Origin of the sequence: Streptomyces sp. NPDC004126, from assembly GCF_050275515.1 — a bacterium.
In the GTDB taxonomy this organism is placed as follows: domain Bacteria; phylum Actinomycetota; class Actinomycetes; order Streptomycetales; family Streptomycetaceae; genus Streptomyces.
This window is the reverse complement of record NZ_JBNNPF010000082.1, coordinates 1-23640: the sequence shown is the minus strand read 5'-3', so window position 1 is coordinate 23640 and position 23640 is coordinate 1. Positions and strand designations below refer to the sequence as shown.

Genomic DNA, 23640 nt, shown 5'->3' with positions numbered 1-23640 from the left:
GGGCTATCTATAGCCCCGCCGGCGTTTGAGGCGCGGGGTCTGGGGCGGAGCCCCAGGGAACGGTGGAAGGGCGGGTAGGGGACCTCGCCCCGCGCGGCGGCACCCCGGCCGGCGGCGGGTCGGTGTCGGGAAACCGCCAGCCGATGGGCGGGCCGGTCTGGTCAACTGGGGCCATGACCACCAACCTTGACCGCGCCGCCCAGGCCACCGCCTTCACCGCGCTGCACACCCCCTCCGCCCCGCTCGCCCTCGCCAACGCCTGGGACGTCGCCAGTGCACGCCTCGTCGAGGCCGCCGGGGCGGCGGCCGTCGCCACCACCAGCGCCGGGGTCGCCTGGTCGCTCGGGGCGCCCGACGGGGACGCGCTCGCGCGGGAACGGGCGCTGGAGCTGATCGCCCGGGTGGCCTCGGCCGTCTCCGTGCCCGTCACCGCCGACATCGAGGGCGGGTTCGCCGCCGACGCCGCCGGGGTCGGGGAGACCGTCGCCGGAGTGCTGGCCGCCGGGGCGGTCGGCATCAACATCGAGGACGGCCGCCGCGCCCCCGCCGAGCACGCGGAGCGCCTCGCCGCGGCCCGGGCCGCCGCCGACGCGGCCGGGGTGCCGCTGTACATCAACGCCCGGGTGGACACGTACCTCTTCGGCCTCGGCGAGAGCTCCACCCGGCTCGACGAGACCCTGTCCCGCGCCGCCGCCTACCTCGCCGCCGGCGCCAGCGGGGTCTTCGTCCCCGGTGTCACCGACCCGGCCACCGTCGCCGAGCTCGCCAAGGGGATCGATGGGCCGCTGAACGTGCTCGTCGGCCCCGACGCGCCCTCCGTCGCCGAGCTGGGCGCCCTCGGGGTGGCCCGCGTCAGCCTCGGCTCCTGGGTGGCGGAGGCCGCGTACGCCGTGGTCCGCCGCGCCACCGAGGAACTGCTGGCCGGCGGCACGTACGGCTCCCTCGCCGGGTCCCTGCCCTACGGGGAGCTGAACGCCCTGCTCAAGGACTGAGCCGGGGCGCCGCCCGGGAACCGGCGGACGGAGTCCGGCGCAGCGGGCCCGAAGCCCGCGAGGCGCCCCGGCGCCGAGCGGTGCGAGGACCGCGTCGAGAGGAGTCTGCTGAACGCCCTGCTCAAGGACTGAGATATCGAGAAGCGTGCATCCGGCACCGACCGTAGGATCCGGCCATGGGCACCTCGACTCCGATAGGCGGCAAGGACACGGGCGCGGGCGCGGGGCCGGACTCCCCGAGCCGCAGGACCACCGGGGCCGTGTGGTTCGCGCTCGCGCTCGTGTACGTGGTCTGGGGTTCGACCTACCTCGGCATCCGGATCGTCGTCCAGACCATGCCGCCCTTCCTGTCCGCCGGGGCCCGCTTCATCACCGCCGGCCTGGTGCTGGCCGGGATCGTCGCCTGGCGGTACGGGCCCTCCGCGCTCAGGATCACGGCCGCGCAGGCCCGCTCGCTGGTGCTGGTGGGCCTGCTGCTGGTCCTGGGCGGCAACGGCCTGGTGGTGCTGGCCGAGACCTCCATCCCGTCCGGGCTGGCGGCGCTGCTGGTCGCGTCGGTGCCGATGTGGGTGGTGGTGCTGCGGGCGGCCACCGGGGACCGGCCGCCGCTGCGCACCCTGGCCGGGGTGCTGGTGGGCCTGGCCGGGCTGGCCGTGCTGACCAGTCCGGGGCTGAGCGGGGAGGTCCACCTGGGCGGGGTGCTGCTGGTGCTGGGCGCCGCCCTGCTGTGGTCGCTGGGCTCGTTCTCGGCCGGGCGGCTGCCGATGCCGGACAACCCCTTCACCGGCTCCGCGTACCAGATGCTGGCCGGCGGGGCCGCCGGCGTGGTGGTGGGGCTGCTGCGCGGGGAGCAGCGCGGCCTGGACGTCGGCGCCTTCTCCACCTCCTCGTGGGTGGCCCTGGGCTACCTCGTGCTGATCGGGTCGGTCGTCGGTTTCACCGCGTACGCGTGGCTGCTCCAGGCGGCGCCGCTGTCACTGGTGGCCACGTACGCGTACGTGAACCCGGTGGTGGCCGTCGCGCTGGGCGCGCTGATCCTGGACGAGCCGCTGACCCTGCCGATCGTGCTCGGCGGCGCGATCGTGGTGGCGGCGGTCGGCGTGATCGTCAGCACCGAGCGGCGGAAGAAGTAGCCCCGGGTCCCCCGGGCCCCCGGTCCCCCGGTCCCCCGGGAACGCCCCTCAGCCCTTCGCGGCCCGCTCGTAGAGGGCCTTGGCCTTCTCGTCGTACAGCGCGGCCGTGGAGTCCACGTCCGTGTCCCCGCCGCTGAGCACCCCGATCAGCCGGCCCGGCTGCCCCGTGCCGCCGCGGTCGGCGATCCAGGGGCTGCCGCTGGTTCCGGTCCAGAACCCCGAGCAGCTGATGTACAGCATGTCGGGGTCGTCGAGGTCGTGGCGGGTCTGGGTGGTGCAGGACACGGGCTTGTTCTGCGGGTTGTGCTCGGACTCCGGGTATCCGACGACGGTGACCTCGCGCTCGTAGCCGGAGGTCCAGTCGGGCGTCGGCGCCTCGCTCTTGCCGCCGACGGCTTCCTGCACGCTGCGGCCGTCCTCGTCGGGCTCGATGGTGAGGAAGGCGAAGTCGGCGGTGTCGTCGCCCCATTTCGTCCAGCGTTCGTCGACGTGGATCGAGCGGACCTTCCACACGCCGAGGGGCTGGGTGCCGGAGCCCTCCCCGGAGAAGGCGGGCGCGAAGGAGAGCTCGCCGATGGCGAGGCCGTCGTGGGCGACCTCGCCGGGCACTCCGTCCTCGCCCGCCGGGGCGACGCAGTGGGCGGCGGTCGCGACGACGTTGCCCTTGGGGCTGTCGACCACGCTCGCCGTGCACCAGTGCTCGCCGTTGGCCATGAGCACGCCGACGGTGGGGAAGGGGTGCACCGGGCGGTCGCCGGGTGCCTTGAGGAACGCGACGGCGCACACCATCGCGATCCCCGCGGCGGCGGCCGCCGTCGCCCCCTTCACCGCCGGGCTCATCGCACGGCGGGGTCGGGTGTCGGTCCCTGCATCACCTTGCTGATCCACTCCAGGGAACCCTCCCTCATTCCGCGTACGTACGACTTCCCGTTGTGCTCACCATCCTGGATCACCTGCAGCCGGGTGTGCACGGGGCCCCTGCCGTACTCGCGCATGAACCGCTCCGCCAGGTCGCGGCCGCTCTCCTTCGTCCCGATCTGGAAGTTGATCCAGACGTCCGGACCACCCTCCTTGATCAGCTTCTCGGCGAGCTTCTCGGGGTCGTTCTCGTCCATGGCCTGCCGGTTCCCCTTCCACAGCGGGGAGTCGGGGACGATGTCGACGCCGCTGGCGATCACCGCCTTGAAGCGCTCGGGGTACTTCAGGACGTGCTTGAAGGCTCCGAAGCCGCCCGAGGAGGAGCCCATGAAGGCCCAGCCGTCGCGGGAGGTGAAGGTGCGGAAATTGGCCTTCGTGAAATCGGGGATGTCATCGGCCATCCAGGTGCCCATCTTCGGCTGGCCGGGGATGTCCGATCCGTCGAAGTGGTGCTTGGTGTCCGCGTTGATCACCGGCATGACGAGGATGAAGGGCAGGCTGGTGCCCGCCTTGACCCCGTCGATCACGGCCTGCTGGAGCCCGAGGCCGGGACCGGTGCCCCAGTAGTTCTTGGGGTAGCCGCGTCCGCCGGGCAGGGAGATCAGCACGGGGAAGGCGCTCTTGGCGTACTTCGGCTCGTCGTACTGCTTGGGCACCCACACCCACACGTCGCCCGTGAAGCCGGACTTCTGGCCGGTCAGGGTGGTCATCGCGATCTGCGTGCCGTCCGGCAGCCGGCTCGTGCGGGCGAACTCGGCCTTGGGGCCGGTGGGCATCTGCACCCCCGGGCGGATGTCCTCGGCGGCGGCCGACTCCTGGATCTTGCCGAAGGAGACCGGATCCCCTATGTCCGAGAAGAGGCCCGTCTTGTACGCCGCGCCGCCCCCGGCGGCGAGGGCGAGCGCGAGTCCGCCGCCGATCAGGATCTGGCGCCTGCGGGGGCGCCGGGGGCGACGGCCGCCCTTGGTCGTGGGGCCGCCGTCGCCTTGGTGGTCATACTGCACGGATTTGTTCCCGTTCCTTCTCCGGCGCCCTGGTTGGGCGCGGGTCGGACCGATTGGTCCCCCTTAACACCTGTACAGAGGTGTGAACGACCGTATGGGTTGCCTGGGACCGGGGCGACGTGGCGAGGGCCACGTGGCGGAGTCCGGCGACGGGCCGGGGGGCGGGTCCTGCCTGCGGGAACGGGGAGGCTTTCGAACGTACGGGGCGACGGTCAGCCGGCCGGGCGGCGGCCGCGGACGGCCTCGGTCAGCCGGCCGCGGGCCGGGGGCCCTTCAGCACCTTGCTGACCCACTCCAGCGAGCCTTCCTTCATGCCGCGCACGTAGTGCCAGCCGTTGTGCTCGCCGTTCTGGATGTCGCGGATGGTCGTCTTGACGGGGCCCTTGCCGTACTGCTGCACGAACTTCACCATCCGGTCCTTGCCGGACTCCTTCGTGCCGACCTGGAAGTTGATGTAGACGTCCGGGCCGCCGGAGGCGATCAGCTTCTCGGCGAGCTTCTCCGGGTTGTTGGCGTCCATCTCCGCCTGGTGGCCCTTCCAGAGCGGGGAGTCGGGGGTGATCTCGCCGCCGCTGGCGATCACGGCCTTGAACTTGTCGGGGTGCTGGAGCAGCGTCTTCATGCCGACGAAGGCGCCCGAGGAGGAGCCCATGAAGGCCCAGCCGTCGCGGGACCTGTACGTGCGGAAGTTGGCGCGGGCGAAATCCGGGACGTCCTCGGCCATCCAGGTGCCCATCTTGGGCTGGCCGGGTATGTCGGCGCCGTCGTAGTAGTACTTGTTGTCGGGGTTGAGCACGGGCATGACCAGGATGAACGGCAGGCTGGTGCCGGCCTGGACGCCCTCGGACACGGCCTTCTGGAGGCCGAGGCTGCGGTCGGCCCAGTAGTTGGCGGGGAAGCCGTTGCCGCCGGGGAGGGCGATGAGGACCGGGAAGGCGCTCTTGGCGTACTTCGGGTCCTCGTACTCCTTGGGGGTCCAGACCCAGACGTCGCCCTCGAACCCGGACTTGGCCCCGGCCACGCGGGCCTTGGCGATGACCGTGCCGTCGTCGAGCTTGGCGGTCTGGCGGAAGTCGGACCTCGGGCCGGCCGGCAGCTGCACGTCCGGGTCGCCGCTGGGCGTGGGCGCGGCGGAGGGCTCCGCCTGCCGGGCACCGGAGCCGTCGGCACCGGAGCCGCCGCCGGGGGCGGAGGCCGAGGGGGCCGCCGGGGCGGGGCCCGCGAAGTCGGCGGCCCGGCCGTCGGCGGAGAACCAGTCCTTCTCGTAGGCGGCGAATCCGCCCGCCCCGAGGAGCAGCGCGCCGACGACGCCCGCGCCGGTCCACATCGCGCGCCGGGGCTTCCTGCGGCCCTGCCCCGGCTCGGGCTCGGGCTCGGGCTCACGGCCGGACGACTGCTGCGGGTACTCGTGCACGGACTTCGCTCCGAACGGTCGGGCCTGCCCCGGGCGGGACAGCGCGGGTGGACATCCCCCTCCTGCTGACGCGCGGATCCCGCGGGCGGTTCACCTCAGGGTGTCGAGCACCTCGGCGCACCGGCCCAGCAGCTCGATGAGCTGCGTCCGCTCCTCGTCCGTGAGGGCGGCGGCGAGGGCGGTCTCGACGCGGACGGCGCCGGTGTCGGCCAGCTCCATCGCGGCGCGGCCCTCCGGGGTGAGCCGGGTCTCCAGCACGTTGCGGTGCCACTCGTGGGGGGTCCGCTCGATGAGGCCGCGCTCGTGGAGGTTCTTCAGGATGGTGTTCATGGTGGGCGGTGTGACCCCGCAGAGCCGGGCGAGGGCGGCCGCCGAGATGCCCGGCTTCTCCGCGAGCCAGAGCAGGGCGGCGTACTGCGGAACCGTTACTGCCGCCGGCTTGCACGCGGCGTTCTTCGCCGCGAGGAGCGCCTGCTCGGCGCGCTTGATGTACGCGCCGATGCGTTCCTCGGGAGGCATGGAGGTCATTGCGGCATCCTACGACCCTTGCCAGTCATTCGAACTCTAATTACTCTGCGAGCACACCGATCAAGAAGGGTTCACCCATGCGCATGTCCTCGAACACCCTCGTCACCGCGGCGGCCGTCGCCCTGGCCGCGGCCCTGACCACGGCCGCCGCCCCCGCGCCCGCCCCCTCCGCCCCGGTCGGGACGGCGTTCACCCTCCCCGGCTCGAAGGTCTACCCGGAGGGCATAGCCTCCGACCCCCGCACGGGCACGGTGTACGTCGGCTCGTACGCGGACGGCACGGTGTACCGCGCCCGCCCGGGGGCCCGTACCGCCGAGGTGTTCCTCCCGTCCGGCACCGACGGGCGGCGCACGGCGAACGGGCTGCGCGTCGACGCGCGGGGCCGCCTGTGGGTCACGGACTCCACGGCCGGGGTGTCGGTGTACGACACGGCGACGGGCGCCCGCCTGGCCCGCTTCGAGGTGGACCCCGCCGTCCCGCACTTCGTCAACGACCTGGTCGTCACCCCGGACGGCACCGCCTACCTGACGGACAGCGTCCGCGCGGTGATCTACCGGGTCACCCCCGCGCAGCTGCGCGCCGGCTCCGGCCCGCTGGCGGTGGCGTACGACCTGGGCCGGCACGTCACCCCGCCGCCGCCCGGCATGTTCACGCTCAACGGCATCACCGCCGACCGGGACGGCCGCTACCTGCTGACGGTCGACATGACCGCGGGCGAACTCCACCGCGTCGACCTGCGCACCGGCGCCCTGAGCCGGGTCGCCCTGACGGGCGGCGACCTCAAGGCCGCCGACGGCATCCAGCTCTCCCCCACGGGCACCCTCCGGGCGGCCCACAACGTCACCAACACCCTGACCCGCTGGCAGCTCAGCGCGGACGGCACCCGCGCCCGCCTGACCCGCACCCTCACGGACCCGTCGCTCCAGATCCCCACCACCCTGGCCCACACCCCGGGCCGCACCCTGGTGGTCCGCTCCCAGTTCGACAAGGACGGCCCCCTCACCCCCTCCACGGGCACCCCCACCACCTTCTCGGTGGCCGCGGTCCAGGGTCTGTGACGCCGGGGGCACCGGGCCGCTACGGTGAAGCCATGACCGCACTGCCCGACTGGATGCGCCCGCCGCGTGCGGAAGGCTGGTTAGCGGAGGACCTGGACCACCTCCCGGAAGCACCTCGCCACACAGAGCTGCTCCACGGTGCGCTGGTCTTCAGGATGTGGCCCCAAAGCGCCTGGCACGGCCGCCTCGTCACCGCCCTCACCACCACGCTCATGGCACAGGCACCGGCCGGCTTCGAGGTCGAGCGGGAAATGACCATCCGGCTCGACGCCCGCAACCGTCCCGAGCCCGACCTCCTGCTGACGGACCTGCCCTACGACCCCGACCGCACCTGGTACGCCCCCGAAGACGTGAAGCTCGTCATCGAGGTCGTCTCCCCCGAATCCGCCCACCGGGACCGGACGGTGAAACTCCGCAAGTACGCGGAGGCGGGCATCCCCCACTACTGGTGCATCGAGGACGAGGACGGTGCACCGGTCGTCCACGTCTACGAACTCGACGGGCCGACGGGCGCCTACGCGCCCGCCGGCATCTTCCGCAGCGCCCTCCGGCGCCCGGTGCCGTTCGAGATCAGCCTGGACCTCGACAAGCTCACGCCGCCCGGCAACAGCTGACCGGTGCCCGGGGTAGGGCCGCTCATGCCGCCCCGGGCACCGGTGGTCACAGGCCCGTCAGGTGCTCCGGGCGGATCGGGGTCTTGTTCAGCTCCAGGCCCGTCGCGTCGCGGATGGCCGCGAGGACCGCCGGGGTGGAGGAAAGGGTCGGGGCCTCGCCGATGCCGCGGACGCCGTACGGGGCTTCCGGGTCGGCCAGTTCGAGGTAGTCGACCGGGATCGTCGGGGTGTCCAGGATCGTCGGGAGCAGGTAGTCCGTGAAGGAGGGGTTGCGCACCTTCGCGGTCTTCGGGTCCACGATGATCTCCTCCATCACCGCGACCCCCAGCCCCTGGACGGTGCCGCCCTGGATCTGGCCGACGACGGACAGCGGGTTGAGCGCCTTGCCCACGTCCTGGGCGACCGCCAGCTCCACGACCTTGACCAGGCCGAGTTCGGTGTCCACTTCCACCACGGCCCGGTGCGCGGCGAAGGCGTACTGCACGTGGCCCTTGCCCTGGCCGGTGACCCGGTCGAAGGGCTCGGTGGGGAAGTGCCGCCACTCCGCCTCGATCTCGACGGCCTCGTCCTCCAGGACGTCGACGAGGGCCGCGAGGACCTCCCCGCCCGCGGTGACCACCTTGCCGCCCTCCAGCAGCAGCCCGTCGGACGCCCACGCCGGCTGCTGCGCGCCGAACCTGCGCCGGCCCAGCTCCAGGACCTTCTCCCGGACGAGCTCGCAGGAGTTCTTCACCGACCCGCCGGTCATGTACGTCTGGCGGCCGGCGGAGGTCGAACCGGCCGAGCCCACCTGGGTGTCGGCGGGGTGGATGGTGACCTGCTGGACGCCGAGTTCGGTGCGGGCGATCTGCGCGTGGATGGTGACACCGCCCTGGCCGACCTCCGCCATGGCCGTGTGGACCATCGCGACGGGCTCCCCGTTCACGGCCTCCAGCCGCACCCTGGCCGTCGAGTAGTCGTCGAACCCCTCCGAGAAGGCGACGTTCTTGATGCCGACCGCGTAGCCGACGCCGCGGACGATGCCCTCGCCGTGCGTGGTGTTGGACAGGCCGCCCGGCAGCGCGCGCAGGTCGGCCGGGCCGCCGGCGGTCTCCCACTGGCGCGGGGGCGGCAGCGGGCGCTCCTTGACCATGCGCAGCAGTTCGGCGACCGGGGCGGGGTGGTGCACGACCTGCCCGGTGGGCATGACCGTGCCCTGCTCCATCGCGTTGAGCCGGCGGAACTCCACGGGGTCCATGCCCAGTTCGGCGGCGAGCTTGTCCATCTGGGCCTCGTACGCGAAGCAGGCCTGGACGGCGCCGAAGCCGCGCATCGCGCCGCAGGGCGGGTTGTTGGTGTAGAGGCCGACCGCCAGGATGTCGACGTCGTCGATGACGTACGGGCCGACCGAGAGGGACGCGGCGTTGCCGACGACCGAGGCCGTGGAGGAGGCGTACGCTCCGCCGTCGAGGACGATCTTGCAGCGCATGTGCGTCAGCTTGCCGTCGCGGGTGGCGCCGTGCTCGTAGTACAGCTTCGCCGGGTGGCGGTGGACGTGCCCGAAGAAGGACTCGAAGCGGTTGTAGACCATCTTCACCGGCTTGCCCGTGCGCAGCGCGAGCACGGAGGCGAGGATCTGCATGGAGATGTCCTCGCGGCCGCCGAACGCGCCGCCGACACCGGCCATCGTCATGCGGACCTTCTCCTCGGGCAGGCCGAGGACGGGGGCGATCTGGCGCAGGTCCGAGTGCAGCCACTGGGTGGCGACGTACAGGTCGACGCCGCCGTCCTCGCAGGGCACGGCGAGGCCGGACTCGGGGCCGAGGAAGGCCTGGTCCTGCATGCCGAAGGTGTACTCGCCGGTGACGATGACGTCGGCCCGCGCGGCGGCCGCGTCGGCGTCGCCGCGGACGATCGGCTGGTGGTGGACGACGTTGGGGTGCGGGACGTGCGCGGAGTGGTGGTCGTCCCGGTCCTCGTGGACGAGCACGGCGTCCGGGGCGAGCGCGGAGGCCTCGTCGGTGATGAGCGGCAGCTCCCGGTACTCGACCTTGATCTTCGCGGCGGCGCGGCGGGCGGTCTCGGGGTGGTCGGCGGCGACCAGGGCGACGGGCTCTCCGTGGTGGCGGACCTTGCCGTGGGCGAGGACCGGGGTGTCCTGGAACTCCATGCCGTAGTACTTCATGGGGGCCGGCAGGTCGTCGTACGTCATGACCGCGTGGACGCCGGGCACGGTCAGGGCCTCGGCGACGTCGATGGAGACGATCTCGGCGTGCGCGACCGTGGACCGCAGGGTCTGGCCCCACAGCATCTCCTCGTGCCACATGTCCGAGGAGTACGCGAACTCGCCGGTCACCTTGAGGGTGCCGTCCGGGCGCAGCGTCGACTCGCCGATGCCGCCCCTGGTCCGGGAGCCCTGGGTGACGTTGGTGGGGATACCGCTGGTGGTGCCGGCCATGTTCGGACCGCCTCTCTCTCCGTGACGCGCCGTGCCGGTACCGCGACCCCCGTGCGCGGTATCCGGCTCCGCGTGGCCCGAAACGCTGTCGGCCACGCGGAGCAGTACACACAGCGGCCGAGGGGGCGGGGCAGTCACCGATCGCTCAGAACCGCCCGCTCCGCCGCCTGTGGAGGACGGTGTGTTCATACCGCCGCACGCCCCTGAACTGGGGTGATCCGTCTACGGCAAGGTTCGCGGCGTCCGTGAGAGGCTGACGATCATGCGGCTGCGTGAACTCCTCGACACCGACGAGCTGGGGCTGCTGCTGCTCGTGGGCGCGGACGGCGGCGACGCGGTGCTCGACCGCGCCGTCCGGGCCGTCCCGGTCATCGACCTGGCCGACCCCGGACGGTTCCTCTCCGGCGGGGAGCTGGTCCTCACCGGGCTGGCCTGGTGGCGGGGGGAGGGGGACGCCGAGCCGTTCGTACGCGTCCTCGCGCGGGCGGGCGTCACGGCCCTGGCCGCGGGGGAGGTCGAGCACCGGCTCGTTCCGCACGACCTCGTACGGGCCTGCCGGCGGCACGGCCTGCCGCTCGTCGCGGTGCCGCCGGAGACCTCGTTCGCCGCGGTCACCGAGCACGTGCTGCACCGGCTGCACCGCCGGGAGGTCGGCAGCCTCGCCGCCGTGGTCGAACGCCACCGGCGGCTCCTCTCCGACCGGGCCGCCCCCGACTCGGTGCTGGAGCTCCTGCGGCACAGCCTCGGCCTCCACGTGCGCGTCCTGTCCGCGACCGGGCGCCAGATCGCGGGGGCGCACCCGCCGCCGCACCCGAGGACGGCGGCGGCGCTGGCCGCGCGCTACCTGGCGGCGCGCCGGGCGGGCGAACGGGCCCCGCACCGGGTCACGGTCGGGGAGCGCCCGTACTCCCTCCTGCCGGTGGCCGGGCCGGCCGGGCCGGCCGCCGAGCTGGGCGACTGGCTGGTGGTGGTGGAGGCCGATGTCTCCCGGTGGCCCGCGGCGGACGCGGAGCTCCTGGACCGGGTCGGCGAGCTGCTCGGCGACGCGCGGTGCGCGCACGAGGAGGCGCAGGCGGTCCTCCGCGACCTGGCCGACCGCTCCCTGGAACTGGTGCGCGGCGACGCCCCGGCCGAGGAGATCCCCGTACGGCTGCGCAGTACGGCGCAGTCCGTCGTCAGCGGGGTCGGCCACTGGCCGCGCTGCCAGTACGTGGTGGCCGCCGGGGCCCCGGCCGGGGCCCTGCGCGTCCTCCTGGAGGAGGCCCTGGTCGAGCCGGACGGCCCGGTGCCGGTGTCGCCGCAGGACATCGCCGCCACCGTCGAGGGCGACCGGGCGGTGCTCATGGTCCTGATGCCCGAGCCGGCGCCGGGCGTCGACTGCACCGCCCTCCAGCGGCGGCTCGCCTCCGCCCTCGCCCGCTGGCTCGGCCCTGCCGAGGCGGTGTCCGTCGGGGTCAGCTCTCCCGTGGGCGACCCCGGCAACGCCCGCCGGGCGCTGGACGAGGCGCACAACGCGCTGCGGGTCGCGCGGGAGGCCCCGGACCGGGTGGCCGTGCGCGGCCCCGGCGACCTGACCGCGCACATCCTCTCGCTGCTGCCGCTGATCCCGGCGGACGCCCGCCGGGCCTTCGCCGCCCGCCACCTCGGGCCGCTCCGCGACCACGACCGCCTGCACCGGACGGAACTGCTGGGCACGCTGGAGGCGTTCCTCGACTGCGACGCGTCCTGGACCAGGACGGCGGCCAGGCTGCACCTGCACGTGAACTCGCTGCGCCACCGCATCACCCGCATCGAGCGGCTGACGGACACCGACCTGAACCGGCTGGAGACCCGGCTGGACTTCCTGGCGGCCCTGCGGGCCGGCTGAGGAGGTTCCTCAGCGGCCCTTCGGCGGCGCGTCGGCGGCGCGTCGGCGGCGCGTCGGAGCAGCGGTCAGGCGGCGGCCACGCGCAGGACCACCGACAGCGAGCTCACGACGAGCAGGCCGAGGACGACGCGGCGGAAGCGTTCGGCGTCCAGGCGGTGGAAGACCTTCTCGCCGGCGAACATCCCGATGAGCAGGGCCGGCACCCCGACGAGGAGCATCTTCCCGACGGTCGCGGTGAGCTGCCCGCTGATGCCGAAGCCGGCGAGCGCGGCGAGGCTGGTGCCGGAGAACACCACGCCCAGCGTGGCGCGTTGCACCCGGGGCTCCAGCCGCATGCTCTGGAACGCGGCGACCATCGGCGGGCCGTCGATGCCGGTGGCGGCGAAGGAGGCCCCGGAGAACACCCCCACGGCCGCCACCGTCTTCATCCCGCCGCGCAGCTCGATCTTCCGCCACACGATGAACGTGCCCAGCAGGACCACCGCCGTGATGACGAACAGCAGCACCCGCGAGGGGAGCGTGGCCAGCAGCCACACCCCGAACGGCACGCCGGCCAGCCCCGACAGCAGGGTGGCCGCCATGACCTTGCGGTCGACGTACCGCCGGTCGCGTACGGCGATCCACAGGCTGAGCGGGGCGGCCATGATCCCGGCGACCACCACCGCGCTCGCCGGGTCGATGAGCAGCGCCAGGGGCGGGACGGCCACCAGGGAGAACCCGAAGCCGGCGGTGGTGCGTACGACGGAGGCGACGGCCAGCACCAGGAAGGCGGCGAGGAGGATCAGCACGGCGCCACCAGGTCGCTCCCGCTGACGGTGTACGTCAGCGGGGGGTAGGAGAAGTCCGTCTCCTGGTTCTCGCGGCGCCGCATCCGGTAGAACTCCCGGCTCTGGTCCTCGTCGGCGTGCGTCAGGCGCGCACCCCCGGGGAGGTGGGCGTGTCCGTCGCGGAACCGGACGAGGGTCTTCGAGGTCCGGAAGGTCACCCCCAGCCACCGGTTGTCCGCCGCAGGGGCGGGCGCGTCCAGCACGATCCTGTGCCGGAGCCGCCGGTTCGTTTCGACGGAGAACGCGACGACACTGTTGTGTTCCAGGCGGACCTCGAACGTCTCCCCGCCCTCCCCCTTCGGCTCGAACACCAGCTTCCTCGGCGGACCCGCTTCGGGGTCCCGGTAGCAGGAGTACAGGGCGATGAACGAGCCGTCGGCCAGGTCGAGGGCCTGGTCGCTGTGGCCGCCCATGGTCCGGTAGGCGTCGGTGTAGTTCTCGATCAGGGCGTTGTCGAAGCCCGCCGGGAGCGCCAGGTGCTCCCGGATCCGCCGCGCCAGCCGTTCGTGCACCGGCCGGAAGCGCTGCGCCGGGCTGCCGTACCGGGTGGTGGTGCGTACGAGGGGCACGCCGCCCGACTCGTCGGGGCGGGTGAGCACGGCGCCCTGCCGGCCCTTGCCCACGTCCTCCCACCGGACCGACGCGGACAGCTCCGCGAAGAGCTCCTCGCCGGCCGGCAGGGCACAGGAGACGATCCCGTCCGGGACCGGGCCGCTAGATCCGAGGGGCAACGTAGTCTCCCGCGTTCATGCTGAAGAGGAACCCGTCGCCGTAGTCGACGGCGGACGAGGTCCTGTTCTCCTCGGCGTACAGCCTCCGCAGCTCGTCCATGCCCTCGGGCGTGGGCGGCCCGAGCTCCACCGGACCACCCGTCCGCTTGAGGAACGTACCGCCGTCCTTGTGGACGGCTTCGGCGCTCGAACAGCGCACCACGTATCCCAGCCGGGTCGGCAGCAGCTCGGCGTCCAGCGCCGCGGGCCGGATCTCGTGCGTGTACAGCCGGTTGGTGGACAGCGGCATGAAGAACACGGAGCCGGGATGGAGCGTGACGCCGAACTGCTCGGGCAGCGCGCCCCCTCCGCCTTCCCCGCCCTCTCCGCCCGGATCCTTGAGCCGGAACCGGAGGCTGGTCAGCCCGCTGACCCCCTTCACACCGCGGTCGAAGGGATCCCCGTCCAGCGGCTGCAACCGGTCGAGCCCGTCATAGAACGTGCAGAAGGCCATGATCCCGCCCGCCGGCATGTCCTTGGTCTTGTCCGCGTGGGCCGAGATCTTCGCCTTGGACTGCTTGCGCTCCGCCGTGGCGAGGGTGTTGTGGTAGATCTGCGCGAGCACGTGGTTCAGCGGCGCGTGGCCGCGGAACACGGCGTCGGCCTCACGGTTCAGGGCGTCGACGATCTCCACGTCGGTCGGGCGGAACCCCTCGGTCGGCCCGGAGAGGTTCGTGGAGCACCGCAGCAGCCGGAAGTGCAGCTCGTCGCCGTCCCGCGTGACGGGCGTCAGGTAGATCCCGCTGCGATGGGCCGTCCCGGGCTTGGTGGACTCGGTCAGCGCCTGGAACTCGTGCTCCGCACGGATCCGCCCGAAGTGACCGTCCCCGGGCTCGAAGAACCGCCGGTAGTACACCCCGACCCCGTGCACCCGAACAGGAACCCGCCCAAGCCCGACGGGAACCCACCCCTCCTCACGGCGTCCGTACGCCGACTCCCCCACCACGAACACCCGCTCCGCGGCGTCCAACAGCCGGGCGCTGACCGCGGACAGGTCACCGCACAGGTAAACGGTCTTCCCCGCGAGATCGCACGCCCCGGAACCGAGCTCCTCCGTCGTGACCACGGCCCCGAAGAAATCCCCGACCAGCCCCTCGCCCCACGACACCGAAGGCACGACCAGCACGTTCCCCGCACCCTCGACGCGTGCCTCCGCCAACTCTTCCGTACTCATCAAACGGCCCCCCGTCCTGCGAACCTGGCAACGTACCGCTCTCGGATCTCCTGTGAATTGTCCGCGGACTGCCTCATGGGGCCTGAACGGAGGCGAGGTGCCTGCGCAGCTCCGCCGCGATGCCTTCTCCCGCCTGCGGTCACGTCGGTCAGAGTGATGTAGGCGTAGTCGGGCTTGGGCATCGGCGCCGTCCCATCGATCCATACACCGGGCGCCGACTCGATCTCGAAATCGAGGACGGGAACACCGTGGATCCCCGAGATCCGATGGTCCGCGGTCGGCTCGGGAAACGCCTCTCTCAGAGCCCGCTCCAGCAACTCGGCCGTGGCGCGCCAAGCTCCGCCGTCGTCCTGGGGCGGGTAGAAGGCGAAGTTGGTTCGAACGGAACCACGGATCATGCCCTCCGCGATGAACTCCAAGTCAGGCGCGAGCCCGCTCACGGCGCCCCTCCCCACTGCAGACGTGAACGATCAAACTAACGCACGAATACGGCGACGTCCGTGCGGATCGCACCTACTGCGCGAAGGGGACCACTCCGGACAGCACAACGGCCTGACCCGCGTTCTCGCAGGTCAGGCCGCCGATAGAGCTGCGATCAGACGTTGAAGCGGAACGTTCAGCACAGGGCTATGACCTGCGAAAACGTGGTTCTGGAAGTGGTTATCCAGCACCCATCCAGCACGGTGCGGGCTCATCCAGTACATCCAGCACGCGCGTCCGCCGCGAAGGCAGGCCGCCTACCGACGACATTGTGTACACATGGAACACTCGGTACGCTTGAGCGCATGACGCAGCCACTGCCCATAGAGTCCATTCGCGACGTGCGAGCACACCTGGCGGAGGTCGTGGAGCGCGCAGACCGCGACGATGTACCCACAGTGATCACACGCCGAGGCAAGGAAGTCGCGGCCGTCGTCTCCATTGAGGTTCTGCGCAAGTACCAGGAGTGGGAAGAGCGCGAGATCAATCGGATCATCGACGAGCGCATGGCCAACCCGGCACCCGGCATCCCGATCGAGGACATCATGAGGGAGACGCTGGCGCGCGGTGAGTGAGTACCGAACCGTCTTCCGCCCCGAGGCGCAGGCCGAGCTTCGGAAGATCCCCCGCGACATGGCGCTGCGCATCCTGGCCAAGCTGACCGAGCTGGAGACCGACCCTCTCGGCTTCAACACCACCGCACTCGTGTCACAGCCCGAACGACGCCGTCTTCGCGTCGGCGACTACCGCGTCGTCTACACGATCGACAATGGCGAGCTGGTGGTCTGGGTCGTTCACGTGGGACACCGGTCCACCGTTTACGAGACCTGATCACCCGCTGACTCCACGTCAGAATATCCGGCACCCATCCAGCACGGTGACGACGAAGGGGTCGGACTCGACAGAGTCCGACCCCTTCTGAGCTGCATACTTGACGAATCACGTCACGTGCAGTAAGTGTGCGATTACACGTTGAAGCGGAACTCCACCACGTCGCCGTCCTGCATGACGTAGTCCTTGCCCTCCATGCGGGCCTTGCCCTTGGCGCGGGCCTCGGTGACCGAGCCGCAGTCGACCAGGTCCGCGAAGGAGATGACCTCGGCCTTGATGAAGCCGCGCTGGAAGTCGGTGTGGATCACGCCGGCCGCCTCGGGGGCGGTGGCGCCCTGCTTGATGGTCCAGGCGCGGGTTTCCTTCGGGCCGGCCGTCAGGTACGTCTGGAGGCCCAGGGTGGCGAAGCCGACGCGGCCGAGCGTGGCGAGGCCGGGCTCGTCCTGGCCGACCGACTGGAGGAGCTCCAGGGCCTCCTCGTCGTCGAGCTCCGAGAGGTCCTGCTCCAGCTTCGCGTTCAGGAAGATGGCCTCGGCCGGGGCGACCAGCGCGGACTGCTCCGCCTTGAAGGCGTCGTCCGTCAGCTCGTCCTCGTCCACGTTGAAGACGTAGAGGAACGGCTTGGTGGTGAGGAGGTGCAGCTCGTGGAGGAGGTCGCCCTGCTCCGTGCCCTTGGTGATGCCCTTGGAGAAGAGGGTGTCGCCGGCTTCGAGGATCTTCTTGGCCTCGACGACCGCCGCCAGGACCGCGACCTTCTCCTTCTGGAGACGGGACTCCTTCGTCAGGCGCGGCTCGGCCTTCTCGATGGACTGGAGGTCGGCGAGGATCAGCTCGGTGTTGATCGTCTCGATGTCGTCCTTGGGCGAGACCTTGCCGTCGACGTGGACGACGTTCTCGTCCTTGAAGGCGCGGATGACCTGGCAGATCGCGTCGGACTCGCGGATGTTCGCCAGGAACTTGTTGCCCAGGCCCTCGCCCTCCGAGGCGCCGCGCACGATGCCGGCGATGTCGACGAAGTCGACCGTGGCGGGCAGGACGCGCTGCGAGCCGAAGATCTCGGCGAGCTTGGCCAGGCGGGGGTCCGGGACGCCGACCACGCCGATGTTCGGCTCGATGGTGGCGAACGGGTAGTTGGCCGCCAGCACGTCGTTCTTGGTCAGGGCGTTGAACAGGGTCGACTTGCCGACATTCGGCAGGCCGACGATTCCGATCGTGAGCGACACGTTGGCGACTTCCCGTAGCTGGAGGGGGCGGCGGCCCGGAGGTGGGCCACCCGACAGTTTACTTTCCGATGAGCGGCGGTGGACGTACGCGTGTCCGCGCCCGGATTCGGGGCCCTTCCCGCCTAGTTTGGTGGGGTGGAGCAATACAGGATGCGTTCGGTACGTCACCCGCAGGTGCCCGCCCGTGTGCCCGCCCGGGTGCCCGCCCAGTCGCGGCGCCCCGCCGCGCCCCGCCGGCTGCCCCGGCCCATGCTGACCGGGTTCGGCGCCGGGCTGTTCGCCTGCCTGGCGATGCTGCTGGTCGCGGGGGCGTGCCGGCTGCTCTTCGGCTCCTCGCTCTTCGCGTACGGGCTGCTCTTCCTGCCCGTCTCCGCCGCGGTCGGCGTGTGGGTGCGGCCGGCGGACCTGGTGACCGCGCCGATCTCCGCACCCATCGCCTTCGCCGCCGGGGTGTGGCCCGTCTCGGGCGGCTCCGGCGGCTTCGGCGGGCAGCTGATGGGGATCGTGTCCGCGCTGTCCCTGCACGCCGGGTGGCTGTACGCGGGCACGCTGGCCGCCGGGCTGATCGCGCTGGTGCGCCGGGCCGCCCTGAGCGGGCGCAAGCGGGCCGCCCGGCAGCAGCGCAGGGCGGCCGGCGCCGCCTACTGAGCCGCGGAGGCGCCGTCGCGCGCGGCCATCGCCGCGCCGACGATCCCCGCGTTGTTCTGGAGCTTCGCGGGGACGATCTCCGCCCGGATCCCCTTGATCAGCGGCAGGAACTTCTCCGGCTTGCGGCTGACGCCGCCGCCCAGGATGAACAGGTCCGGGGAGAAGAGCATCTCCACGTGGGCCAGGTACCTCTGAAGCCGGTGCGCCCAGCGCTCCCAGCTGAGGTCCCCGTCCTCCTTGGCCTTCACCGAGGCCCGCGTCTCCGCGTCGTGGCCCTTGAGCTCCAGGTGGCCCAGCTCCGTGTTCGGCACGAGACGGCCGTCCTGGAAGAGCGCGCTGCCGATGCCCGTGCCCAGGGTGAGGAGGAGGACCGTGCCGGGCACGTCCCGGCCCGCGCCGTACGTCATCTCCGCGACGCCCGCCGCGTCGGCGTCGTTGAGGACCGTGACCGGCCTGCCGCCCAGCCGGGCGGAGAGCAGGGCCGCCGCGTCGAGGCCGATCCAGCCCGGGTCGACGTTGGCCGCCGTGCGGGTGACGCCCCCCGTGACCACGCCCGGGAAGGTGACCCCGACCGGGCCGTCCCAGGAGAAGGCGCCGACCACTTCCGCGACACATCCGGCCACCCCCTCGGGGGTGGCCGGATGTGGGGTGAGTACCTTGTGGCGCTCCTGTGCCAGCTCGCCGCGGGCCAGGTCCACGGGAGCGCCCTTGATGCCGGAACCGCCGATGTCCACACCGAAGATCTGCATGGACATACGGTACGAAAGGACTTACTTCTCGGCGACCAGTTCCGCGGCCTCGGCGCGCAGGTCGCGGCGGAGCTCCTTGGGCAGCGAGAAGGTGATGTGCTCCTCGGCCGTCTTGACGATCTCCACGTCCGCGTAGCCGCGCTGGGCGAGCCATTCGAGGACTTCCTCGACGAGGACCTCCGGGACGGAGGCGCCCGAGGTCAGGCCGACGGTGGTGACGCCGTCCAGCCAGGCCTCGTCGATCTCGCTGGCGAAGTCGACCAGGTGGGCGGCCTTCGCGCCGGCGTCGAGGGCGACCTCGACCAGGCGGATGGAGTTCGAGGAGTTCTTGGAGCCTACGACGATGACGAGGTCGGAGTCGGCGCCCATCACCTTGACGGCGGCCTGCCGGTTCGAGGTGGCGTAGCAGATGTCGTCGCTGGGCGGGGAGACGAGCAGCGGGAACTTCGTCTTCAGCGCGTCGACGGTCTCCATGGTCTCGTCGACCGAGAGGGTGGTCTGGGAGAGCCAGACGACCTTGGACTCGTCGCGGACCTCGACCTTGGCCACGTCGTCGGGGCCGTCGACGATGGTGATGTGGTCCGGGGCCTCGCCGGAGGTGCCGATGACCTCCTCGTGGCCCTCGTGGCCGATGAGGAGGATGTCGAAGTCCTCGTTGGCGTAGCGGACGGCTTCCTTGTGGACCTTGGTGACCAGCGGGCAGGTCGCGTCGATGGTCGCGAGCCTGCCGCGCGCCGCCTCCTCGTGCACCACGGGGGCCACGCCGTGCGCGGAGAACATCACGATGTTGCCGGGCGGGACCTCCTCCGTCTTCTCGACGAAGATGGCGCCCTTCTTCTGCAGCGTCTGGACGACGTACTTGTTGTGCACGATCTCGTGGCGCACGTAGACCGGAGCACCGTACTGCTCCAGGGCCTTCTCGACGGCGATCACGGCACGGTCCACGCCCGCGCAGTAACCGCGGGGGGCGGCGAGCAGGACGCGGCGGGCGGCGGGAGCAGGGGCGGCAGCAGTCATGTGCTCCATCGTACGGGGGTCTCCAGCAGGCCGGGCGTCGCCCGTTCGGCACACACTTGGCCGAACGTACGTACCGACCGTCCCCCGGAGGATCGATGGCTTCCGCTACGGATTCCAGCACGGCGGCCCCCGCGGCGCTGCGCCGGAACCTGGGCTTCCGGGACCTGGTGGTCTACGGGCTGCTCTTCATCGCCCCCATGGCCCCGGTGGGGGTCTTCGGCACCCTCGACGCGAAGTCGCACGGCGCGGTGGCCCTCGTGTACGCCGTCGCGACCGCGGCGATGGCGTTCACGGCCTTCTCGTACGCGCAGATGGTGCGGGTGGCCCCGCAGGCCGGGTCGGTCTTCACGTACGCCCGCAAGGGGCTGGGAGAGGGTGCGGGGCTGATCGCCGGCTGGATGGCGATGCTCGACTACCTGCTGATCCCGGCGGTGGCGTACCTGTTCTCCGGGATCGCGATGAACGCGCTGGTCCCGGAGGTGTCGCGGTGGGTGTGGACGGCCCTGGCGGTGGTGGTCACCACGGCGCTGAACCTGTGGGGCGTACGGGCGGCCGCGCGGGTGGGCTTCGCCGTGCTGGCCATGGAGATCGCGGTGCTGCTGGTGTTCCTGGTGGCGGCGGTGACCGTGCTGGCCCGGGACGGGGCCCGGCGCGGCTGGCTCTCGCCGCTCACCGGGGACGGCTCGCTGGACTTCTCGGCGGCGGCCGTGCTGGGCGCGGTGTCGGTGGCCGTCCTGTCGTACCTGGGCTTCGACGCGATCGCCTCCTTCGCGGAGGAGGTCACCGGGGGCAGTGCCCGGGTGGCCCGGGCGGTGCTGTTCTGCCTGGCGCTGACCGGGGTGCTGTTCGTCGCCCAGGCCTACCTGGCGGCGCTGCTGTCCCCGGTGTCCTCGGCGGAGCTGGCGGCCGACCCGGCGCGGCAGGGGCCGGCCTTCTACGACGCCGTCGAGGCCTCGGTCGGGCCCTGGCTGCACGACCTGGTGGCCGTGAGCAAGGCGGTCGGGGCGGCCTTCGCGGCGCTGGCCGGGCAGGCGGCGGCCGGGCGGCTGCTGTTCGCGATGGCCCGGGAGCGGCGGCTGCCGCGTGCGCTGGCGCGCACCTCGGGCGGCACCCCGCGGGCGGCGCTGCTGGTGGCGGCGGCGGTGACGCTGGTGGCGGCCGTGTGGGCGGCCCGGCGCGACGACGGCCTCGGCCACCTGGTCTCCGTGGTGGACGTGGGGGCGCTGGTGGCGTTCACCCTGCTGCACGCGTCGGTGGTGGGGTGGTTCGTGGTCCGGCGGCGCGAGGGGGCCCCGGTGTGGTGGAAGCACCTGGTGGTGCCGGTGCTGGGGGCGGCGGTGACGGTGGCCGTGATCGTGGAGGCCTCCTGGACGGCGCAGCTGGTGGGCGCGGTGTGGCTGATGGCGGGGCTCGCCCTGCTCCTCGTACAGCGGGGGCGCACGGGCGGCGACACCCCGGACCGGGCCTGAGGCGCTGTCAGCGGGTGCGGTTAGCCTGCGTGCATGGGTCTGAATACGTCGGCTGATGCGCCGCTGCCGGTCGGTCAGGTGTCCCGGCTCATCGGGGGCTGGATCGACCGCCTGGGCCAGGTGTGGGTGGAGGGGCAGATCACGCAGCTGTCCCGGCGGCCGGGGGCCGGGGTGGTGTTCCTGACGCTGCGCGACCCGTCGCACGACATCTCGGTCAGCGCGACCTGCTTCCGCCAGGTCTGGGACGAGGTCGCGGACGTGGTCTCGGAGGGCGCGCGGGTCGTCGTACTGGCCAAGCCGGAGTGGTACGCCCCGCGCGGGCAGCTGTCCCTGCGGGTGACCGAGATCCGCCCGGTCGGGATCGGGGAGCTGCTGGCGCGCCTGGAGCGGCTCAAGCGGTCGCTGGCCGCCGAGGGGCTCTTCGCCCCGGCCCGCAAGAAGCCGCTGCCGTTCCTGCCGCAGCTGATCGGCCTGGTGGTGGGGCGGGCCTCGGCGGCCGAGCGGGACGTGCTGGAGAACGCCCGGCGGCGCTGGCCGGCGGTCCGCTTCGAGGTGCGCAACGTGGCGGTGCAGGGGGTGCACGCGGTGCCCCAGGTGGTGCAGGCGGTCAAGGAGCTGGACGCGCGGCCCGACGTGGACGTGATCATCGTGGCGCGGGGCGGCGGCAGCGTGGAGGACCTGCTGCCGTTCTCCGACGAGGAGGTCGTGCGGACGGTCGCGGCCGCCCGAACGCCGGTGGTGTCGGCGATCGGGCACGAGCCGGACTCCCCGCTGCTGGACCTGGTCGCGGACGTGCGGGCCTCCACGCCCACGGACGCGGCGAAGAAGGTGGTCCCGGACGTCGGCGAGGAACTCCAGCGGGTGCGCCAGCTGCAGGAGCGGGGGCTGCGGGCGCTGCGCGGGCTGCTGGACCGGGAGGAGCGGGGCCTGGCGCACGCGCTGGCGCGCCCGGTGTTCGTGCACCCGCAGCGGATGGTGGAGACGCGGGAGGACGAGCTGGAGGCGCTGCTGGCCCGCAGCCGGCGCACCCTCGGGCACCTGCTGGACCGGGCCGACTCCGAGCTGGAGCACACCCTCGCCCGGGTGGTCGCGCTGTCGCCGGCGGCCACTCTGGAGCGCGGGTACGCGGTGCTCCAGCGGGCGGACGGGCACGTGGTGCGGGCGGCTTCGGAGGTCGCGGAGGGCGAGGTGCTGCGGGCCCGGGTGGCGGCGGGCGAGTTCACGGTGACGGTCGCGGGGGCGGTCTCGGAGCCGGGGGCGGTCGGGGAGCCGGGGGCGGTCGGGGAGCCGGGGGCGTCGACGGCTGCGCCGCAGGTCCCGGAAGTGGCACTGGAGGGCGGCTCGACCACCGGTCCAGGACCCCTCGAAAACTGACATATTCCACGCTAATCAGACGCATCACACACCTACGATGGGACCCAAGGAATGACCGACACCGATACGGCGCTGGGGTACGAACAGGCACGGGACGAGCTCGTCGAGGTCGTCCGCAAGCTGGAGGCCGGCGGCACCTCCCTGGAGGAGTCCCTCGCCCTCTGGGAGCGCGGCGAGGAGCTGGCGAAGGTCTGCCGGCACTGGCTCGAAGGGGCCCGCGCCCGGCTGGACTCGGCACTGGCCGCCCGAGAAGCGGCGGCCGGGGACGACGGGGACGGCCGCGAGGAGTGACCCGCACCACCCGCCCGAGCGAGTAGTTGAAATTTCATCTACTTTGGCCGTAGAGTCGGAGCCACCGCTTCACCAACGCATAGAAGAAGGCTTACCGATGTCTCTCGTGCTCGATGCCGCTGCCCAGGACCTGCTGTTCCGCGAGGCCCGCACCGCCAACTCGTTCTCCGACGAGCCGGTGACCGAGGAGCAGGTCCAGGCCATCTACGACCTCGTGAAGTTCGGCCCCACCGCCTTCAACCAGACCCCGCTGCGCATCACCCTCGTCCGCTCCGCCGAGGCCCGCGAGCGCCTCGTCAAGCACATGGAAGAGGGCAACAAGGCCAAGACGGCCGCCGCCCCGCTGGTCGCCATCCTCTCCGCGGACAACGAGTTCCACGAGGAGCTCCCCCAGCTGCTGCCGCACTTCCCGCAGGCCAAGGACGCCTTCTTCTCCGAGCGCCCGGTCCGCGAGCAGGCCGCCCTGCTGAACGGTGCCCTCCAGGCCGCCTACTTCATCATCGGCGTCCGCGCCGCCGGCCTGGCCGCCGGCCCGATGACCGGTCTGGACTTCGCCGGCGTGCAGAAGGAGTTCCTGGACGCCGACCACACCCCGCTGATGGTCATCAACATCGGCAAGCCGGGCGAGAACGCCTGGTTCCCGCGCTCCCCGCGCCTGGACATCGACCAGGTCATCACCACCGTCTGAGCCGTCGGAGCCGCCCGCGCCGCCTGAGCACCGGCACGGACACGGACACGATGTGACGTGACACGACGAGAGAGGCCGCCCGCCCCGGGATCCCGGGGCGCGGCCCGGCGACCCCGACCACCGCCTTCGCGAGC

Annotated in this window: 24 protein-coding genes; 12 read left to right on the top strand and 12 right to left on the bottom strand. The window is 72.2% G+C overall.

The features are described 5' to 3' along the window. Positions 1-173: 173 nt before the first annotated feature. Positions 174-992, top strand: a complete 819-nt coding sequence (locus tag ACQKM2_RS38490; RefSeq protein ID WP_427718278.1) for an isocitrate lyase/PEP mutase family protein — start codon at positions 174-176, stop codon at positions 990-992. Between the two features lie 176 nt (positions 993-1168). Further along, a complete protein-coding gene (locus tag ACQKM2_RS38485; protein ID WP_427718276.1) occupies positions 1169-2125 on the top strand; it encodes an EamA family transporter in 957 nt (318 codons plus the stop codon). A 48-nt stretch (positions 2126-2173) separates the two neighbouring features. On the opposite strand, the gene ACQKM2_RS38480 is transcribed toward ACQKM2_RS38485, so the two are convergent. From ACQKM2_RS38480 to ACQKM2_RS38465, 4 genes are all read right to left on the bottom strand, one after another. Continuing rightward, positions 2174-2953, bottom strand: a complete 780-nt coding sequence (locus ACQKM2_RS38480; protein ID WP_427718273.1) for a trypsin-like serine peptidase — start codon at positions 2951-2953, stop codon at positions 2174-2176. Positions 2954-2961: 8 nt separating this feature from the next. Beyond that, positions 2962-4047, bottom strand: coding sequence for an alpha/beta hydrolase (locus tag ACQKM2_RS38475; protein ID WP_427718270.1), 1086 nt, complete (start codon positions 4045-4047; stop codon positions 2962-2964). A gap of 247 nt (positions 4048-4294) precedes the next feature. After that, on the bottom strand, positions 4295-5461 hold the full coding sequence (locus ACQKM2_RS38470) for an alpha/beta hydrolase (RefSeq protein WP_427718267.1): 1167 nt from the start codon (positions 5459-5461) through the stop codon (positions 4295-4297). Positions 5462-5551: 90 nt separating this feature from the next. After that, a complete protein-coding gene (locus tag ACQKM2_RS38465) occupies positions 5552-5989 on the bottom strand; it encodes a MarR family winged helix-turn-helix transcriptional regulator (RefSeq protein WP_427718264.1) in 438 nt (145 codons plus the stop codon). Positions 5990-6066: 77 nt separating this feature from the next. Here ACQKM2_RS38465 and ACQKM2_RS38460 point away from each other — a divergent pair, with 77 nt between their 5' ends. Both ACQKM2_RS38460 and ACQKM2_RS38455 read left to right on the top strand, forming a co-directional pair. Then, complete coding sequence (locus ACQKM2_RS38460; RefSeq protein WP_427718263.1) at positions 6067-7047, top strand: SMP-30/gluconolactonase/LRE family protein; 981 nt, start codon at positions 6067-6069, stop codon at positions 7045-7047. Positions 7048-7079: 32 nt separating this feature from the next. Beyond that, on the top strand, positions 7080-7661 hold the full coding sequence (locus ACQKM2_RS38455; protein WP_427718261.1) for a Uma2 family endonuclease: 582 nt from the start codon (positions 7080-7082) through the stop codon (positions 7659-7661). 46 nt (positions 7662-7707) lie between these two features. Here ACQKM2_RS38455 and ACQKM2_RS38450 read toward each other — a convergent pair whose 3' ends face one another. After that, a complete protein-coding gene (locus tag ACQKM2_RS38450; RefSeq protein WP_427718259.1) occupies positions 7708-10098 on the bottom strand; it encodes a xanthine dehydrogenase family protein molybdopterin-binding subunit in 2391 nt (796 codons plus the stop codon). Positions 10099-10360: 262 nt separating this feature from the next. On the opposite strand from ACQKM2_RS38450, the gene ACQKM2_RS38445 reads away from it, so the two are divergent. Continuing rightward, entirely contained in the window at positions 10361-11965 is a 1605-nt protein-coding gene (locus tag ACQKM2_RS38445) for a PucR family transcriptional regulator (protein WP_427718257.1), read from the top strand. Positions 11966-12030: 65 nt separating this feature from the next. Here the strand turns inward: ACQKM2_RS38445 and ACQKM2_RS38440 are convergent, their stop codons facing one another. From ACQKM2_RS38440 to ACQKM2_RS38425, 4 genes are read right to left on the bottom strand one after another with little or no spacing between them, the layout of a single operon-like run. Further along, on the bottom strand, positions 12031-12753 hold the full coding sequence (locus tag ACQKM2_RS38440) for a sulfite exporter TauE/SafE family protein (RefSeq protein ID WP_427718254.1): 723 nt from the start codon (positions 12751-12753) through the stop codon (positions 12031-12033). Continuing rightward, positions 12747-13523, bottom strand: coding sequence for an alpha-ketoglutarate-dependent dioxygenase AlkB (locus tag ACQKM2_RS38435; protein ID WP_427718251.1), 777 nt, complete (start codon positions 13521-13523; stop codon positions 12747-12749). The genes ACQKM2_RS38440 and ACQKM2_RS38435 overlap by 7 nt, the downstream gene beginning before the upstream one ends. Further along, positions 13507-14736, bottom strand: a complete 1230-nt coding sequence (locus ACQKM2_RS38430) for a hypothetical protein (protein ID WP_427718248.1) — start codon at positions 14734-14736, stop codon at positions 13507-13509. The genes ACQKM2_RS38435 and ACQKM2_RS38430 overlap by 17 nt, the downstream gene beginning before the upstream one ends. Next, positions 14736-15176, bottom strand: coding sequence for a hypothetical protein (locus tag ACQKM2_RS38425; RefSeq protein WP_427718245.1), 441 nt, complete (start codon positions 15174-15176; stop codon positions 14736-14738). The genes ACQKM2_RS38430 and ACQKM2_RS38425 overlap by 1 nt, the downstream gene beginning before the upstream one ends. 345 nt (positions 15177-15521) lie before the next feature. Here ACQKM2_RS38425 and ACQKM2_RS38420 point away from each other — a divergent pair, with 345 nt between their 5' ends. Then, complete coding sequence (locus ACQKM2_RS38420; RefSeq protein ID WP_019434848.1) at positions 15522-15791, top strand: type II toxin-antitoxin system Phd/YefM family antitoxin; 270 nt, start codon at positions 15522-15524, stop codon at positions 15789-15791. Further along, positions 15784-16047, top strand: a complete 264-nt coding sequence (locus tag ACQKM2_RS38415) for a type II toxin-antitoxin system RelE family toxin (RefSeq protein WP_054221840.1) — start codon at positions 15784-15786, stop codon at positions 16045-16047. The genes ACQKM2_RS38420 and ACQKM2_RS38415 overlap by 8 nt, the downstream gene beginning before the upstream one ends. Positions 16048-16181: 134 nt before the next feature. On the opposite strand, the gene ychF is transcribed toward ACQKM2_RS38415, so the two are convergent. Beyond that, positions 16182-17270, bottom strand: coding sequence for a redox-regulated ATPase YchF (gene ychF, locus ACQKM2_RS38410; protein WP_427718242.1), 1089 nt, complete (start codon positions 17268-17270; stop codon positions 16182-16184). A gap of 150 nt (positions 17271-17420) precedes the next feature. Between ychF and ACQKM2_RS38405 the strand changes: the two genes are divergently transcribed. Then, entirely contained in the window at positions 17421-17918 is a 498-nt protein-coding gene (locus ACQKM2_RS38405; protein WP_427718240.1) for a DUF6542 domain-containing protein, read from the top strand. Here ACQKM2_RS38405 and ppgK read toward each other — a convergent pair. Continuing rightward, positions 17912-18667 carry a polyphosphate--glucose phosphotransferase gene (ppgK, locus tag ACQKM2_RS38400; RefSeq protein ID WP_427718238.1) on the bottom strand — a complete coding sequence of 252 codons (756 nt, stop codon included), beginning with the start codon at positions 18665-18667 and terminating at the stop codon, positions 17912-17914. The two genes, ACQKM2_RS38405 and ppgK, sit on opposite strands and share 7 nt — an antisense overlap. Before the next feature lie 21 nt (positions 18668-18688). After that, positions 18689-19693, bottom strand: a complete 1005-nt coding sequence (locus ACQKM2_RS38395) for a 4-hydroxy-3-methylbut-2-enyl diphosphate reductase (RefSeq protein ID WP_427718235.1) — start codon at positions 19691-19693, stop codon at positions 18689-18691. A gap of 86 nt (positions 19694-19779) precedes the next feature. On the opposite strand from ACQKM2_RS38395, the gene ACQKM2_RS38390 reads away from it, so the two are divergent. From ACQKM2_RS38390 to ACQKM2_RS38375, 4 genes are all read left to right on the top strand, one after another. Then, complete coding sequence (locus tag ACQKM2_RS38390; protein WP_427718232.1) at positions 19780-21153, top strand: APC family permease; 1374 nt, start codon at positions 19780-19782, stop codon at positions 21151-21153. A gap of 33 nt (positions 21154-21186) precedes the next feature. Beyond that, positions 21187-22527: an exodeoxyribonuclease VII large subunit gene (gene xseA, locus ACQKM2_RS38385; RefSeq protein ID WP_427718230.1), complete on the top strand. Its 1341-nt coding sequence runs from the start codon at positions 21187-21189 to the stop codon at positions 22525-22527. A 51-nt stretch (positions 22528-22578) separates the two neighbouring features. Continuing rightward, positions 22579-22818, top strand: a complete 240-nt coding sequence (locus tag ACQKM2_RS38380) for an exodeoxyribonuclease VII small subunit (protein ID WP_405978812.1) — start codon at positions 22579-22581, stop codon at positions 22816-22818. A gap of 97 nt (positions 22819-22915) precedes the next feature. After that, complete coding sequence (locus tag ACQKM2_RS38375) at positions 22916-23506, top strand: malonic semialdehyde reductase (RefSeq protein ID WP_427718226.1); 591 nt, start codon at positions 22916-22918, stop codon at positions 23504-23506. The last annotated feature ends 134 nt before the right edge of the window (positions 23507-23640 follow it).